Raw genomic sequence first — 16,372 nt, 5'->3', positions numbered from 1 at the left:
TAAAGCCATTTTTATGCAATTCTATCATCGCTATATAAAACGTTTTCTTACGCTTGGCATCATTGGCACAGCGGCCATGACCAGCTGCAAGAAGGATCTCAACTATACTCCGGAAGTATTTGTGGCCCAACCACAGGTGTTCAAAGACCAGGCCGGCGCTACGGCAGCAGTAACCGGCATCTATACGCAATTGCAAACACTCAAAAGGAGCGACTACGCTCTCATCGGGGTGGTGGGCACAGACGAGGCGAGGTGTACCTACCAGAGCCGGGGCTATGGCGACTACTGGGCCAACGTGTTTGGCCTCGACGTGTATGACATCAAGTTCAACAGCCAGAATTACCAGCTTTCGGGCTTCTGGACGGATTGCTACCTTGGGATTGCCAATGCCAATGCCGCCATTGCAGGTATCCCCAATGCCTCCATCGCCGACCCCACGGTGAAGAGCCGGCTGCTGGGGGAATCGAAATTCATGCGGGGGCTGTTCTATTTCTACCTCGTACAGCTGTATGGCGATATCCCGCTGCGCATCGAAACGACACCCTATTCGGCCGGCGTAAAGCGCTCACCGGCGAATGAAGTATATAATCTCATCGTAAGCGATCTCAAATTTGCTGTAGCCAATCTGTGGGTAAAAAGCAAGAACCCGGATGTGGGCCGGGCCAGCGTGGAAGCGGCCAAGGGCCTGTTGGGCAAGGTATACCTCACGATGGGCGATTATAGCGATGCTAAAACGATATTCGAAGACCTGATAAACAATAATGGGCTCACCCTGCTGCCCGATTATAGCCAGCTCTTCGACGGCCAGCATGAGAACAATGCCGAGTCACTGTTCGAGATACAATATTCCCTCGATGCCAACAACACCCAGGGCCTTCAGAACCTCTTTGGCTCCTATGCCGGTCCCGGTATTCCCTACGAAACCTTCAACACCCATACGCCAGGCTATGGCGGCTCGGTGGTGATCACTACGGCTTATTATGCCGATACGCTGTTCGACCAAACCAACGACAAACGCTATAAGGCTTCGCTCTGGCCGCACCGCTATGACGGCAGCGGCAATACCATGGATTGGTGGGTAGACCCGGGTCTGCCTACTTTCCGGAAATATGATATCAGCACTACCGACATCGATATCTACAATTCAGGTAAGAACCTCTACTACTTGCGTGCGTCCGATGTATATTTGATGTATGCCGAGGTGCTCAACGAGCTGGGGCAGACCAGTCAGGCACTGACGCCACTTAACAAAGTGCGTAACAGGGCCGGCCTGCAAAACCTTGAGATCGCCTGGGGTCGAACGCCTACACAAGGTGAGCTGCGCACTGAGCTTCTCGAAGAGCGGAGTCGCGAACTCGGCGGCGAAGGCTGGCGCTGGTTCGACCTCAAGCGCACCGGCACACTGGTAGCGCGGGTGCTGCAACACGACAACCCCCGCCCATATTATGTTGCCAGGAATGGCAGTGGCGATGCGCACCCGGCGCAGAATATCTCCGCTATCAATAACCTATATCCTATACCCCTGAGCGAATTGCAGACCAACGCGGCTTTGACGCTCACCGATCAAAACCCGGGCTACTAGCGCATGCGCACGACTATTTATATAACCTTTTGTCTATGCCTGATCTTTTCGGGATGGCGACTGCAGGCCCAGACCCTGAAGGAGTACCCCGACAGCGTAGTATTGTATGACAGCCAGGTTCGAATAGTATTCCACACGGCCAACGGCGCCATCGACTACCATTTTGCGGGGCCAACGGACGTATATAACGCTGTGGGCTATGTCCTGGATACCCGGACGGGGCTGTTGCTTACCACCAGCCTGGCGCAGCATCCCTACAGCACCGATGCGGTGCATGACAGCCTGGGTGACGGCATCCGTATCAATATCAGGCACATGGACGACCGCCATGCCATCAGCCTCGTGCAGCGGATCACCCTTTATGCCGACCGCCACTGGGTGCTCACCGATATAACTGCGGCCAGTTCAACGGGGCAGGCCACCGTGGAAACGCGTAACATCAGCCCGCTGGCTATCCTGCCTTCCCAACAGGGACGCGTAGCAATGTCCGGTAGCGAACCCCGGATACTCGACGAACCCTTCGACAACGACGATTGGGTAGGAGTGGTAGAGCGGCATTGGCCAGACGCCGCCGGCATCAGTTACGAGTTTTCGGCGCTATACGACAATGCCGCCTTCAATGGACTGGTGATGGGGAGCCTGACCCATGACTGCTGGAAAACGGGCATCGTGTACCATACCGGGGCCGCCCCGGGTCAGATCGATTCGCTGGTGGTATACGGTGGCGCCGCCACGCCCGACGTCCCGTCGTTACCTCGGGCGTATGGTGGGAGGGACGGAACCCATGATGTTATGCCGCATGGCACACTCACCGGTGCGGCCGTAGCTTCCCCGCTTATTTACCTCGGCGGCGGAACAGATATACGCGGCGCGTTCACCGGCTACGGCCGCGCCAACGCCCGCATCAATGGAAGCCTGGACTGGAAAGGCAACGCCCCCGTGTACTGGAACAGTTTTGGCGTGGAAGGCGTGCTCGGGTACGAAAAAGTGATGATGCCCCCCGGAGTGGCAAAGGTTTCCGACTATCTGCATAGCCTGGACAATTTTAGCCGCTGGTCGCCACCCGTACTCAGCGTCGACTCTTACGATCAGTCGATCTATACCACCGATCTGCTAGCCTCGCTGTCGAAGTATGCCAAAAAGAACGGCCAGCAGATGGGGTTTTACTTCGGCCCTTTCGTCGTATGGACGTGGAAGAACAGCGTGGAGCAGACCAAGCTGCCGGGGACAAACTTCTCCCTTGGCGAGGCGGTGCTAAAGGACGAGCAGGGGAAGCCCATTGCTTATAAGGACGGCGACTGGGGCGCTTACCCCATCGACCCCACCCACCCCGCTACGCGTCAGTATATCATCACCCAACTGCAAAAAGCCAAGGCTATCCATGCGACTTTCTTAAAGATCGACTTCCTTACTTGCGGCGCGCTGGAATCGATTACTCATAGCGACCCTGCCATCAGCACCGGCATGCAGGCCTATAACTATGGCATGAAGATGGTGAAGCATCTCATCGATTCCATACTGGGGCCGGATATCTTCATCACCGAGGCCATTTCGCCTATGTTCCCCCACCAGTACGCGCATACGCGGTTCATCTCTACCGATGTATACTCCCACCTGCGGGACGACGAAAAGGGTTTTCCTTCATGGGGCAGCACGGAAGCTTCGCTGGCCACGGGCGCCCACCTGGGATGGGTGCAGGGCACACTTTGGCCCTTCACCAACCTGGATGTATGCATCATGCAGCATTTCCAGAAAAACCCCGATCTCAGCGAACAGGAGATCAGGGTGCGGCTCTATGCCATGATGGTCATGGGCAGCATATTGGGCGATGGCTCCGATTTTCGTCAACCCCTGGCCGCTCAGCGGGGCAGAAAATACCTTAATGATCCCAGGCTTTGTGCATTCTTCAGCCGGCCACAGGCATTCCTGCCATTGAAATATTCCGATGGTGACGGTTTCGATCAGCAAATGGCTTTTTATGGTAAGGCAAAAGATACCCTGCTGGGACTGTTTAACTTCAATACCCATGAGGTGTTCCGGTGGCGGTGTGGTTTGGATAGCCTGGGGTTGAAGAAGGGAAAGTACCTCGTGAAAGAATTTTTAACCGGCGCCACCCTCGCGACGGTGGAAGCGGGGCAGGACGTTATTTCATTGACCATTCCGCCGGGAGACGCGCTCATGGCGGAACTGATACCACAATAAAGCACCGATAGTATGACCGAAGTAAAAGCATGGATCCAGCAGGTAACCATTCCCACCTACCAGGCGGGTAAGCCTGAAAAGAACCCGATGTTTCTCGAAAAACGGGTGTACCAGGGAAGCAGCGGCGTAGTCTACCCGCACCCGGTGATCGAACATATAGCCGACGAAAAGGTGATGCAGGACTATACCGCCGTATTCCTCGAAAACGAATACCTGAAGATCATGATATTGCCTGAGCTGGGCGGCCGGATACAGCGCGCGTACGATAAGGTGAAAGGAAGGGATTTTATTTACTACAACCAGGTGATCAAGCCGGCATTGGTAGGACTTGCCGGCCCCTGGATCTCAGGCGGGATAGAGTTCAACTGGCCGCAGCACCATCGGCCGAGTACGTTCAGCCCGGTAGACTTTACCATCCGGCAAAATGCCGATGGCAGCAGCACCGTTTTGGTAAATGAGATAGAGCTGATGTTCCGTACCCGGGGTACTGCCGGTTTTACCCTCTATCCCGGTAAGGCCTACCTGGAAATAACCGGCCGGCTGTTTAACCGCACGCCTTTTCCACAAACCTTTTTGTGGTGGGCCAACCCGGCGGTGAAGGTCAACGAACATTACCAATCGGTATTCCCCCCCGATGTGTACGCGGTATTCGATCACGGCAAACGCGACGTATCCGACTTCCCCATCGCTACCGGCACCTATTATAAAGTGAATTATGCCCCGGGCACCGACATCAGCCGTTATGCCAACATTCCCGTGCCCACCTCTTACATGGCTATTCGCAGCGAATATGATTTCATGGGCTGCTATGAGAACGACACCCAGGCCGGCATGCTACACGTGGCCAACCACCATATTTCGCCCGGCAAGAAGCAATGGACCTGGGGCAATGGCGATTTCGGTCACGCCTGGGATCGCAACCTCACCGATGAAGACGGTCCTTATATCGAATTAATGACGGGCGTATTTACCGACAACCAGCCTGATTTTTCCTGGCTGCAGCCTAATGAAGAAAAAACCTTTGAACAATATTTCATGCCCTACACCCGCATCGGTGTCGTGAAGAACGCTACTAAGGAAGCCATGCTCAACATGGAGTGGGAACAGGGGCAACTACGCGTGCGCGTCTATGCCACGGGAGTGTATGAGAATGCTGTTATCCGCATCACAAAGAGCGATGTGGTGGTGAGAGAGTTTGTCACCAGGTTGTCGCCGGCCGATGTATTTGATGAAGCATTTGATGCCGGTTTGCCGGGTTCGCCGGAGGCTTGGCAGATCACGGTACAGGATGCCGAAGGCCGCCTGCTCGTATCGTGGCGACCGGAGGCTAATGTACAAAAAGAAATTCCCCCCGCCGCCACGGCGGCCCGTCCGCCCGCGGAGATCGAACAGGTGGAAGAGCTTTACATCAACGGCCAGCATCTCGAGCAATACCGGCACGCCACCTTCAACCCCATCGATTATTACCAGGAAGGCCTGCGCAGGAGCCCCGGCGACATCCGTTGCAACAATGCCATGGGCCTGCTGCTGCTGCGCAGGGGTCAGTTTGAAAAGGCCGAGCCCTATTTCAGAACGGCCATCCGCACGCTCACCAGCCGGAACCCTAATCCTTACGACGGCGAGCCATATTACAACCTAGGCTGGTCGTTGAAGCTGCAGGGCCGGCTGGAGGAAGCCTTCGAAGCCTTTTACAAAGCCACCTGGAACGATGCCTGGCAGCACAGCGGATTTTTACAGCTGTCGCGCATTGCCGCCGCACAGCAGCATTACGCGGAGGCATTGACGCTGGCCGAAAGATCGTTGCTGCGGAATAACCATTCTTCCACCACGCGTCATCTTAAGACAGCGCTGCTGCGTAAGCTTGATCGTCACACCGAGGCGCAGGCGTTGATCAAAGAATCCCTCTCTATCGATCCCTTCAATTTCGGGTGCCTGTTCGAAGCCTGGCTCATCGACCGAACACCTCAATCGCTTGCGGCTCTCAAAGGGCTTATGCGCGATGCCGTTCAGAACTACCTCGAAATCGCCCTCGATTATGCGCAGGCCGGCCTGTATACCGATGCCACGCTGCTGCTGGAACTATACGGCGATGACCGAACAACACAGGCAATCCTTGTTGGTTATTACAAAGCCTGGCTGGCCGCGCAGGATGGCCATTTAGAAGAAGCGAAAACCCTCTATCGCCTGGCCGCCACCGCGAACCCCGACGGGTGCTTTCCCAATAAGATCGAAGAGGTGCTGATCCTCAAAAAAGCCATCGCACTCAACCCGACGGATGCGAGGGCCCGTTATTACCTCGGCAACCTGTGGTACGACAAACGTCAATACCCCGAGGCCATCACCTGCTGGGAAGAAGCCGTACCCCTCGATCCCACATTTCCCACCGTATATCGCAACCTGGCGCTGGCCTATTACAATAAGCTGGGAAAAAAAGAACAGGCCCGTCAATTTTTGGAAAAAGCCTTTGCCCTCGATACCACCGATGCACGTGTATTGATGGAGCTCGACCAGCTATACAAGAGTTTAGGAAGGTCATTTGCCGAACGGCTGCAACTGCTGGAAGCGCACCTGCCACTGGTGAATTCGCGGGATGATCTTTACCTGGAAAGGGTGACGCTGTACAACAACCTGGGACAATACTCAACCGCACGGCAACTGCTGACCGCGCATATCTTCCATCCCTGGGAAGGCGGTGAAGGCAAGGTCGTGGGACAGTTTCTACGCTGTCATATCGGGCTTGGCCGTCAGGCCATAGAAAAGGGCGCCTGGCAGGAAGCCATCGATCTCCTGCTGGCGACTGCGATCTATCCCCACAACCTGGGCGAGGGTAAGCTGTATGGCGCACAGGAAAACGATGTGGATTACTGGCTGGGATGCGCTTATATGGGGCTGGGCAATACGGCAGAGGCCCTTGCCCTGTTCCGCAAAGCCACTATGGGCATCAGCGAGCCGGCGCAGGCCATCTATTACAACGATCCACAGCCCGATAATATCATCTACCAGGCCTTGGCCTGGCTCAGGCTGAATGAGCCTGAAAAGGCTGCTGCCATCTTCAGCCGGTTCATCGAATTCGGCCGGCTGCACCGGAACGACCGCATCGACATCGACTATTTTGCCGTTTCGCTACCCGATATGCTGGTATTCGACCAGGACATCAACCTGCGCAATACTGTCCATTGCACCTACCTCATCGGCCTGGGTTACCTCGGACTTCATGAGGAAGCCAAAGGCCGCAGCTATTTACAACAAGTGCTGGAGATAGACCCGAACCATGCCGGTGCTGCCAACTGGCTGCAACTGACGCCTGTTATCGCACAGGCATTAAAACAGGATGTATCATGCTGACCGGCTCGAAGAGTTTTTTATCCTGCTCCGTTACCCCTTATAGCATGCTCAACGGTAGGGAGGTGAGCGTGATCACGCTGAATAATGGCAACGTTACGGTAGGCGTGACCAATATCGGCTGCTCCATCATGTCTATCCATACCCCTGACCGGCACGGGGTTCAAAAAAACATCGTAGCCGGGTTTGCCGATCCGCTGGAATATCTCCGGAATCCCTGGTACTTCGGCAGCGTCATTGGCCGGTATGTCAACCGCATCAGCGGCGCCTGCTACCACCTCGACGACCGTACCATCCGTCTCTCGGCCAACGATAGCGGCAACCACCTGCACGGCGGCTTTGAAGGATTCAACAAAAAGGTCTGGCGAATCATCGACAGCTATAACAACGACCGAGAGGCGGGTGTGCTTTTTGACTATACCAGCCCCGATGGCGAAGAAGGCTATCCGGGGAACCTCTATGTACAGTTGAAATACACGCTCAACGCGGCCGATCAGTTCCAGATGAGCTATCTTGCGATGACCGACAAGCCTACGCCGGTGAACCTCTCGAACCATTCCTATTTCAACCTGTCGGGTTTTGATGAGCCGCTGATTACCGATCATGTAATGATGATCCGGGCCAAAGCTTTTACGGAAAAGCAGCAGCAGCAAAACCTGCCAACGGGTAGGATCCTGCCGGTGCAGGACACACCGCTTGACCTCTCTTCGCCAAAACGCCTGGGCGAGGGCATGGGCAGACTGGCAGCAGATGGAGGTTTTGATCACAACTATGTGCTCGATGGCGTCGAGCCCGCGGTGGAAGTAGTTGACCCGCATTCGGGCAGGCTCTTGCGGATGACAACAGGCCGCCCCGGTGTACAGCTGTATACGGCCAACTGGTGGGATGGCTCCCTGCGCGGGGCGCATGCACAGCCCTATCGCCGCCATGGCGCCTTTGCGCTTGAGACGCAGGCATTTCCCGATGGTCCCAACCGGCCGGAATTTCCCAATACCATCCTGCGGCCCGGTCATGTCTATCAAACAAAAACGATATTTACATTCGCCATACAATAAATTGCTGCCAATGTCACGATCCGGATACAATCATGCCTACATCCTGGGCATCTCTTTTACCTCGGCCCTCGGCGGCTACCTGTTCGGCTTCGACTTTGCCGTGATTTCCGGTGCACTGCCTTTTTTACAACAACAGTTTGACCTCAACGAATATTGGGCGGGCCTTACTACGGCCATCCTTGCGCTGGGCGCCATCCTTGGTTGCCTGGTGGCCGGCAACGTGAGCGACAAATATGGCAGGCGTAAAGGCTTACTGCTGGCTGCCACCATCTTTGGTCTTTCTTCAGTGGCCATGGCGCTGGCGCCTTTCAGGGGATGGTTTGTTACGGCCCGTTTCATGGCAGGCGCCGGTGTAGGCATGGCCTCCATGCTATCACCCATGTACATTGCCGAAATAGCGCCCGCTCATCTTCGTGGCCGGATGGTGGCCATCAACCAGCTCACTATCGTCATCGGTATTCTCATTACCAACCTTGTCAACTACCTGCTGCGCAACACGGGCGCAGATGCCTGGCGTTGGATGTTCGGCCTGGGTATGCTCCCTTCGGCCCTGTTCTTTGCGGGCGCGTGGTGGCTGCCCGAAAGCCCGCGTTGGCTGGTCAGCGCAGGAAAATCCGACCAGGCCAAGGCCATACTGGAGAGGATTGGCGGTCCCGCCTATGCCGCGAGCAGCCTGGCCGGTATTACCCTTCACACAGGCAACCGGCAACGCGTGAGTTATACGGCGGTATTTCAAAAGGGGATACTGCCTGCCGTACTCGTGGGCATCGGCCTCGCCGTGTTCCAGCAACTTTGCGGTATCAACGTGGTCTTCAACTATACCACCATCATCTTTCGTAGCATTGGCGTGCCGCAGGACGGGCAACTACTGCAAACCATCTTCATCGGTGCGGTAAACCTGGTATTTACCCTGTTGGCCATGCTGCTCGTCGACCGGGTGGGCCGCAAGCCGCTGATGCTGGCAGGCGCTGGCGGCCTTGCCCTTCTCTATCTTATTGTGGTGCGGATGCTGGCGGCCGGCTCCACACAGGTATCCTGGTACCTGCTGTCCGCCATCGCCGTCTACGCCATGTCGCTGGCGCCGGTGACATGGGTGCTCATCTCCGAGATATTTCCCAACAAAGTACGGAGCGCCGCCACTTCGGTGGCTGTGGTAAGCCTGTGGGCCGCTTATTTCATCCTCATATTTACTTTTCCTATTCTCTACGCGCGCTTGAAAGACAGCACCTTTTATATTTATGCAGGCATCTGTGCCCTGGGCGCTCTGTTCATCGCTCTGAAAGTGAAGGAAACGAGGGGGAAGACGTTGGAAGAGCTCGAAGAGGTGATCATCGGACATTAGCCAGGCGCCTTCCCTTCCCACGCGCTGACGATCGCCTTGATGCCAGACTTGTATCCCGTTATCGGAAAATCGGGAAACCGGCGTTTGAATTTTTGGGAGTCGAACAGGTTGTTGCTTCGATAGCGGGGCAGCAATTCAGCAATCTCTCGCACCCTGGGGTTAAACAATCCAGACACTTTTAATAGTAGAGAGGAGAGGATGGAATAGGAAAGCTGTTCACCCAGCACCTCTCCGGTGAGCCGGATAAGCTCTTTATACGTTAGCCGGTCGTCATCACAGGGCAGGTGCCAGGTTTGCTGAAAAGTATCATTTGAGTTGGCGATCAGGGCCATCGCCTTGCTGGCATCCGGAGTATATATTAATGTTCTGAGGGTATCGTCCCGCAGGAGAACCCTTGGCTTTTTCCCTTTTCTGATGCTATTAAACACGAGCGAATTGGTGATGCTTTGGGTTTTGCCGGGACCATAGAATTCCGGTGCACGACAGATGATGGCCTCCAGTCCGCCTTTTTGCATTTCATCCAGTAGCATCGAAGCAACCTTCGCCTTCACCCGGCCTTTTGGGCCGTTGGGACGAAAACGCGTTTCTTCGGTTTGCACCTCGGCCGTTTGCGGCAACATATAGGTATTGTCGAAATAGACCAGTCTGGCGTTATGGGCTTTACAGGCATCGATGACATTGCTCATCATCTTCGGCCACTGGTCTTCCCAGACTTTGGTATCCATGGGTATACCCACGGTGAGGTATACGATCTGGCTGCCGGCAACTGCCTGCATGGTTTGTCCGGCATCCAGCAGGTCGGCGGCAAAGAGTTCATCGGATTCATTTACCTTACGCGGATGTCTGCTGACCAACCTTATGGATTTGGTGTAGCGTTGATGGAGTTCCTTTGCCAGCTCGATGCCTATTTGTCCGTTTGCTCCAAGGATAGTCTGCATACCTGTAAGATCAATTTGAATTTCTAAACGCTGAAGGGGATAGGCCCGTTTTGTTTTTAAATAGCTTCGTAAAGTGAGAGGGGTGTTCAAATCCCAGGTCGTAAGCAATCTCACTGATCGGTTTTTCAGTACTCCATAATAATGCCTTTGCTTTGTCCACCAGTTTTAGATGAATGTGCTCCTGGGTCGTTTTACCGGTGTATTTGTTTAGCAGGTCGGACAGGTAGTTAGCCGATACGTTCAGATGGGAAGAAAAATATTTTACATCGGGGACGCCGGCTTCAATAAGCGAGTCCTGGGCAAAATAATCCCGCAAAAGCCGGTCGAATTGCTGTACTATATCATGGCTGCTTCTTGTTCTTGTCAGAAACTGGCGATCGTAGAAACGATCGCAATAGGCAAAAAACAATTCCAGGTTGCTGAGGATAAGGTGGTAAGAATGCTTATCCAGGTTGCTTGAAATTTCCCTTTGGATATTGGCAAGGCATTCTTCGAGAATTTTCTTTTCGGCATCTGATATATGCAAAGCCTCATTGGTATCATAGCCAAAAAAAGAGTACTCGGTTAATTTGTGCCCCCTGCTGCTGGCATTCAGGAAATCCGGATGAATATAAATGCCCCAACCCTCGATCACTTTATTATCGGTAGCCGGTGACAGAGCCTGGTTGGGTTCAGTAAACATTAAAGAGCCTTCGGAATGATCATAGGTCGTACGGCCATATTTGAAGACTCCTTTTAATATTTTGCAGGAGGCGGAATATAAATTAAGCCTGTACATGGCGCCAGGTTCCCGGTGTGAACGATCTACATTTGCAAGATCGACAACCGTTATTTGCGGATGAACTGGTTTGTCGATCCTGAAAAGGTCATGTAGCTCGGAAACCGATGGGATATCTACATATTTCACGGCATGTAATTTACTTTTTTTAGATCATAATACCACCACCTACCTCGATACGCTGTGCGTTTACGAAACGGCTGTCATCCGAAAGGAGGGACGCTACCAAAAGGCCTACATCTTCAGCTTCCCCCAGGCGTCCGAGCGCCGTCATACTGGCAATTTGTTGACGGTGAGCCTCGTCTCCTTTTCCGCCTCCGAACTCGGTATCGATCGCTCCCGGCGCAACCGTATTTACACGAATTTTCCGGGATGCATATTCTTTTGCAAAGTACCTCGTTAATCCCTCAAGCGCGGCTTTGAGTGAGCCATACACTGCAACACCGGGAAACGCGAATCGGGCGAGCCCGGATGAGATATTGATGATCTCACCGCCATCGGCCATCAAAGGGATCAATTTTTGAGTGAGGAAGAAAACCCCTTTGAAGTTCACATTTACCAGTTGGTCGAAGATATCTTCGGTCGTGTCTTTGATAAGCGTGCGTTGAGCGATGCCTGCGTTATTGACGAGGTAATCGAAGGTGTCCCGGTTCCATTCTTTCTTGAGTACTTGCCCCACCTGACCCACGAAATCGTCGAAGGTCCCCACTTTCGACGAGTCAAACTGCAAGGCAACGGCCTTGCCACCATTCTTGTTGATCTCATCGGCTACTGCCTTTCCCTGTTCCGGATTGCTGTTATAGGTAAGAAGGACGCCGATGCCACGTTTTGCTGCGTTTAATGCGATGCTTTTGCCGATACCCCGGCTGCCACCGGTTACCAGGGCAATTTTCGATTGTTGATTTGTCGTGTTCATAAAAAATAATTTTATGACACAAAGTTCTTCCACCCCGTCACCATTCACTTATACCTTTAAAGGCAAGATTTATACTTTTCTCTGTTGGCCTAAATTGTATAATTTATGTCCTTTGTGACAACTCGCTTTTGTCCTACTTTAGCGCTATGAAGCGCGATAAAGCTCTCATAAACCCGGCGCAGCCGCGTAAAAAGGTCGTCATCGTGATGATGTCGGGCAATTTGCTGCTGAATATTGCTGGCCCTGCCGATGTCTTCAATTATGCCGATAAGCTCTTACGGCTTTCAGGCTCATCACGGGGATATGATGTGACGATCGTCTCTCCTACCCGGAAAAGCAAGACGATCTGCACCTCGGGAATCGAAATTGCCTGTAAGCATAGCGCGATGGACATTAAGGGACCTATCGATACCGTGCTGGTAGCGGGCAATGATCTTAGCAAACTGGAAGATCCCGAATATGCCGCATTCTTTTCCTGGCTATCGACACTGGAAAAGCAAAATACGCGGCGCATCGGGTCCGTGTGCGGGGGAGCTTTCGCATTGGCAAAAGCGGGTCTGCTGAATGGACGGAGGGCCACCACCCATTGGGATCTATGCCCGCGGTTAAAGAACGGTTATCCCCTGGTGAAGGTCGATGCCAATGCTTTTTACACCCAGGATGGGCCGATCTATACTTCCGGGGGTGTTACCTCCGGGGTAGACCTGGCCCTTGCGCTGGTCGAACAGGATCATGGGAAAGAGGTGGCCGTTGAAGTTGCCCGGAAACTGGTGGTATTTTTAAGCCGGCCAGGCTTTCAGGTACAGTTTGGCCATTTGCTGCCCGTGTTCGAGACCGCCAGTATCGCAGAAAAGCTCCGCCCATGGCTGAGCGAACATATGCACGAGCAGTTGGATGTCGTTCGGCTAGCCACCCACCTGAGTATGAGCCCGCGCAACTTTACCCGGGTTTTTCATAAACAAACCGGCGTACCTCCTGCTAAATATATTGAGAAGCTTCGGATCGAATCCGCGCGAAAATACTTAGAGGACACGGATTTCAGCCTGGAGCATATTGCCGAACGATGTGGCCTGGGCGGATTGGTGTCCATGCGGCGAACCTTTCTGCGGCATTTGATGACGACGCCTTCGGAATATCGCCGCGCCTTTCAAAAAATCGAATAATATGAGAATTGCAATTAATGGATTCGGCCGCATTGGCCGGATGACGCTCCGTGCACTACAAAACAAGACCCCAATTGAAGTAGTGGCCATCAATGACCTGACTGATGTCAAAACGTTGACCCATCTGTTGAAATATGATACGGCACACGGCAGATTTCCCGGCGAGGTGCTGGCGGAGGAAGACGCCATCCGGGTCAATGGAAAGCGGATATGCATGCTAAAGGAAAAAGATCCCGCAAGGCTCCCCTGGGTAGCGTTGGACATCGACCTGGTAATAGAATCCACCGGAAGATTCACGGATAGAAGCACGGCACAGGCACATATCGACGCGGGCGCAAAAAAGGTCTTGATCACCGCGCCCGCCACCGGTGGGATTAAAACTATCGTGCATGGTGTCAACGATGAAAACATCGGTGACGATCTGATCTATTCGACTGCATCCTGTACCACGGGTTGTATTGCTCCTATATTGTACATATTGGACAAGGAGTTCGGCATTGAATCCGGCTATATGGTTACCGTGCATGCCTTTACCGCAGATCAGAATTTGCAGGATGCTCCCCACCGCGACCTGCGGAGGGCTCGCGCAGCTACCTATTCCATCATCCCTACGACGACCGGCGCCGCCAAAGCCATCGGTGATGTGTTGCCGGCGCTCAAGGGAAAAATGGATGGTTATTCCTATCGTGTCCCCGTCATCGACGCTTCCGTGGTCGATCTGTCTATCAACCTGAAGCAGCCAGTTGCCGCCGGGAAGCTGAGTGAGATGCTGAAACATTATTCCGAAAACGCACTGAAGGGTATTTTGGAATATACGGAAGAGCAGTGGGTGTCGTCTGACGTCCTCGGTAATACGCATTCCTCCATTGTGGACGGGACATTGACGAAGGCTATCGGCAATTTTGTGAAGGTGGTCGCCTGGTATGATAATGAAGTGGGCATTTCCAACCGCATCGCCGAGCTGGCAGGCTTGCTGTAGCAATGGCCTAATTTATGTTCCGGTATTCATTGGGCGTATACCCAACCCGCTGCTTGAAAAGCCGGCTGAAATGTTGTGGGTACTTGAACCCAAGGTTATAGGCTATTTCAGTGACAGTCTTGGTACTGTCGAATATCTTCTCTTTAGCTACGTCGATGACTTTCTCCTGGATATACTCCAGGGGCGATTTACCGGTTTCTTTTTTGATCAGGTCGCCGAAATAGTTGGGCGATAAATGGAGCTCGGCCGCGCACCAGGCAACCGATGGCAGGCCGATCTGTTGCGGCCTGTCGGATGAAAAATAGTCGTTTAACAGCTTTTCAAACCGTTCGAGAATGCCACGGTGAACGTTGTCCCTGGTAATAAACTGCCGGTCATAAAACCGGGTGCAATAGTTCAGGAAAAGTTCGATGTTGGAGACGATGAGCTTTTTACTGTGTTTGTCGATGGACTGCCGCAGCTCGGAGTCTATTTTGGCGAGACAGTCCATGACAACCTGCCGCTCTCGTTCCGAGATATGCAGGGCTTCGTTGACATTATAGGAAAAGAACGTGTAGTCCTGGATATGCTGGCCGAGGCTGGTGCCGCGGAGGAAATCTGAATGGAATACCAGGGCGTAGCCTTTTGGATAATAAAGTTCGCCTGTATCGGCAAGCCCCGCTATTTGTCCCGGGGCCAAAAATAAGAGGGTCCCTTCCTGATAATCATAGGTATGCTTACCATAATATAGATCTCCGCAGTCGACGTCTTTTAGCATGACGGTGTAGAACCCAAAATAGGTACGGGAAAGACGCCGCGGCTTAGCCTTGGAGAAGTCGATTACGCTGACCAACGGATGTAAAGTCTCGTGGTCATTGAAGGCGTTGTATTCGCTGATGGTATCGAACCTGCGTAGTGTCCCCATGATATGTTGATTTTCCACTACAAATTTACGAACCGGCCGCCATGAAAGCCATCAGGGTGAGGCCGATCAGTAATCTTGGTACGAAAACCAGTAATTGGTATACACTGCCGACGGAAAAGAGGCCGGACCTTTGCCTTGCTCTTCAAGGAAATTTAAAATTTATTATATGGAAAAAAGAATTTTGGGTAAGAGTGGGCTGGAAGTGTCGGCCCTGGGACTTGGCTGTATGGGACTCAGCTATGCCTATGGACCGACCCCCGACAAGCAGGATGCCATCAAGCTGATACGCGCCGCGTACGATCTGGGAGTCACCTTCTTTGATACCGCGGAAGCGTATGGCCCCTTTGTGAATGAACAACTGCTTGGGGAGGCGCTGGCTCCCTTTCGGGACCAGGTTGTCATTGCGACGAAATTCGGTTTTGTGGGTGGTGAAGTGAGTAAGGGCATGGACAGCCGGCCGGACAATATCCGCGCGGTGGCTGAGGCGTCCCTAAAGCGGCTGAGAACCGATCGCATCGACCTGTTTTATCAGCACCGCGTTGACCCCAGCGTGCCTATAGAAGACGTGGCAGGGGCAGTAAAGGACTTGATCCGCGAAGGGAAAGTAAAGCATTTCGGGATGTCCGAGGCGGGTGTACAAAGCATTCGCCGGGCGCACGCGGTTCAGCCGGTGACTGCCTTACAAAGTGAATATTCCTTATGGTGGCGGGAGCCCGAACGGGAGATCCTGCCCCTCCTTGCCGAACTGGGCATCGGTTTTGTGCCGTTTAGTCCGTTGGGAAAGGGTTTCCTCACGGGGAAGATCGATGATAAGACCCAGTTTGCCAGCAGCGATTTCCGCAACGTCGTTCCAAGGTTTAGTCCGGAGAACCGGAAGGCGAACCAGGCCCTGGTAGACGTATTGACTAAACTGGCTGCGGGGAAGAAAGCCACACCGGCTCAGCTGGCATTGGCTTGGTTGTTAGCCCAAAAACCGTGGATCGCGCCTATCCCCGGTACTACCAAACTGACCCGGCTGGAAGAAAATCTCGGTGCGGTTAGGGTCGAATTGTCAGCGGATGACCTTCGGGAAATCGAGGCGGCGGCAGCTGGCATCACCGTCCAGGGTGCACGGTATCCCCAACATCTGCAGGAAAGGGTAGGCAAGTAGGCGCCTGGTGTACTGGGAGCC

12 protein-coding genes are annotated in these 16,372 nt (G+C 53.6%); 8 read left to right on the top strand and 4 right to left on the bottom strand.

The genetic code is table 11. From position 1 onward, the window contains the following. Nucleotides 1-13: 13 nt before the first annotated feature. Genes IEY39_RS13795 through IEY39_RS13775 form a run of 5 tightly spaced genes read left to right on the top strand, consistent with a single transcriptional unit; the run spans nucleotide 14 to nucleotide 9,523 of the window. Complete coding sequence (locus IEY39_RS13795; RefSeq protein ID WP_188932489.1) at nucleotides 14-1,582, top strand: RagB/SusD family nutrient uptake outer membrane protein; 1,569 nt, start codon at nucleotides 14-16, stop codon at nucleotides 1,580-1,582. A 3-nt stretch (nucleotides 1,583-1,585) separates the two neighbouring features. Further along, nucleotides 1,586-3,784, top strand: a complete 2,199-nt coding sequence (locus tag IEY39_RS13790; protein ID WP_188932487.1) for an alpha-amylase family protein — start codon at nucleotides 1,586-1,588, stop codon at nucleotides 3,782-3,784. 12 nt (nucleotides 3,785-3,796) lie between these two features. Further along, nucleotides 3,797-7,129 carry a DUF5107 domain-containing protein gene (locus IEY39_RS13785; RefSeq protein ID WP_188932485.1) on the top strand — a complete coding sequence of 1,111 codons (3,333 nt, stop codon included), beginning with the start codon at nucleotides 3,797-3,799 and terminating at the stop codon, nucleotides 7,127-7,129. Continuing rightward, nucleotides 7,123-8,181: an aldose epimerase family protein gene (locus IEY39_RS13780; RefSeq protein ID WP_188932483.1), complete on the top strand. Its 1,059-nt coding sequence runs from the start codon at nucleotides 7,123-7,125 to the stop codon at nucleotides 8,179-8,181. Before IEY39_RS13785 ends, IEY39_RS13780 begins: the two co-directional genes overlap by 7 nt. A gap of 10 nt (nucleotides 8,182-8,191) precedes the next feature. Next, nucleotides 8,192-9,523: a sugar porter family MFS transporter gene (locus IEY39_RS13775; RefSeq protein WP_188932482.1), complete on the top strand. Its 1,332-nt coding sequence runs from the start codon at nucleotides 8,192-8,194 to the stop codon at nucleotides 9,521-9,523. Here the strand turns inward: IEY39_RS13775 and IEY39_RS13770 are convergent. From IEY39_RS13770 to IEY39_RS13760, 3 genes are read right to left on the bottom strand one after another with little or no spacing between them, the layout of a single operon-like run. After that, nucleotides 9,520-10,461, bottom strand: a complete 942-nt coding sequence (locus tag IEY39_RS13770) for an NAD-dependent epimerase/dehydratase family protein (RefSeq protein WP_188932481.1) — start codon at nucleotides 10,459-10,461, stop codon at nucleotides 9,520-9,522. The genes IEY39_RS13775 and IEY39_RS13770 overlap by 4 nt on opposite strands. 10 nt (nucleotides 10,462-10,471) lie before the next feature. Further along, complete coding sequence (locus IEY39_RS13765) at nucleotides 10,472-11,368, bottom strand: helix-turn-helix domain-containing protein (protein ID WP_188932480.1); 897 nt, start codon at nucleotides 11,366-11,368, stop codon at nucleotides 10,472-10,474. Between the two features lie 19 nt (nucleotides 11,369-11,387). Further along, nucleotides 11,388-12,155 carry an SDR family NAD(P)-dependent oxidoreductase gene (locus tag IEY39_RS13760; RefSeq protein WP_188932479.1) on the bottom strand — a complete coding sequence of 256 codons (768 nt, stop codon included), beginning with the start codon at nucleotides 12,153-12,155 and terminating at the stop codon, nucleotides 11,388-11,390. 146 nt (nucleotides 12,156-12,301) lie between these two features. Here IEY39_RS13760 and IEY39_RS13755 point away from each other — a divergent pair, with 146 nt between their 5' ends. After that, nucleotides 12,302-13,318, top strand: a complete 1,017-nt coding sequence (locus tag IEY39_RS13755; protein ID WP_188932477.1) for a GlxA family transcriptional regulator — start codon at nucleotides 12,302-12,304, stop codon at nucleotides 13,316-13,318. A 1-nt stretch (nucleotide 13,319) separates the two neighbouring features. Beyond that, on the top strand, nucleotides 13,320-14,297 hold the full coding sequence (gene gap, locus IEY39_RS13750; protein ID WP_188932476.1) for a type I glyceraldehyde-3-phosphate dehydrogenase: 978 nt from the start codon (nucleotides 13,320-13,322) through the stop codon (nucleotides 14,295-14,297). 7 nt (nucleotides 14,298-14,304) lie between these two features. On the opposite strand, the gene IEY39_RS13745 is transcribed toward gap, so the two are convergent. After that, nucleotides 14,305-15,201, bottom strand: a complete 897-nt coding sequence (locus IEY39_RS13745) for a helix-turn-helix domain-containing protein (protein WP_188932473.1) — start codon at nucleotides 15,199-15,201, stop codon at nucleotides 14,305-14,307. A gap of 166 nt (nucleotides 15,202-15,367) precedes the next feature. On the opposite strand from IEY39_RS13745, the gene IEY39_RS13740 reads away from it, so the two are divergent. Continuing rightward, a complete protein-coding gene (locus IEY39_RS13740) occupies nucleotides 15,368-16,351 on the top strand; it encodes an aldo/keto reductase (protein ID WP_188932471.1) in 984 nt (327 codons plus the stop codon). The last annotated feature ends 21 nt before the right edge of the window (nucleotides 16,352-16,372 follow it).

Source organism: Puia dinghuensis (assembly GCF_014642875.1).
Classification (GTDB): Bacteria; Bacteroidota; Bacteroidia; order Chitinophagales; family Chitinophagaceae; genus Puia; species Puia dinghuensis.
This window is presented reverse-complemented; position numbering and strand designations above follow the sequence as displayed.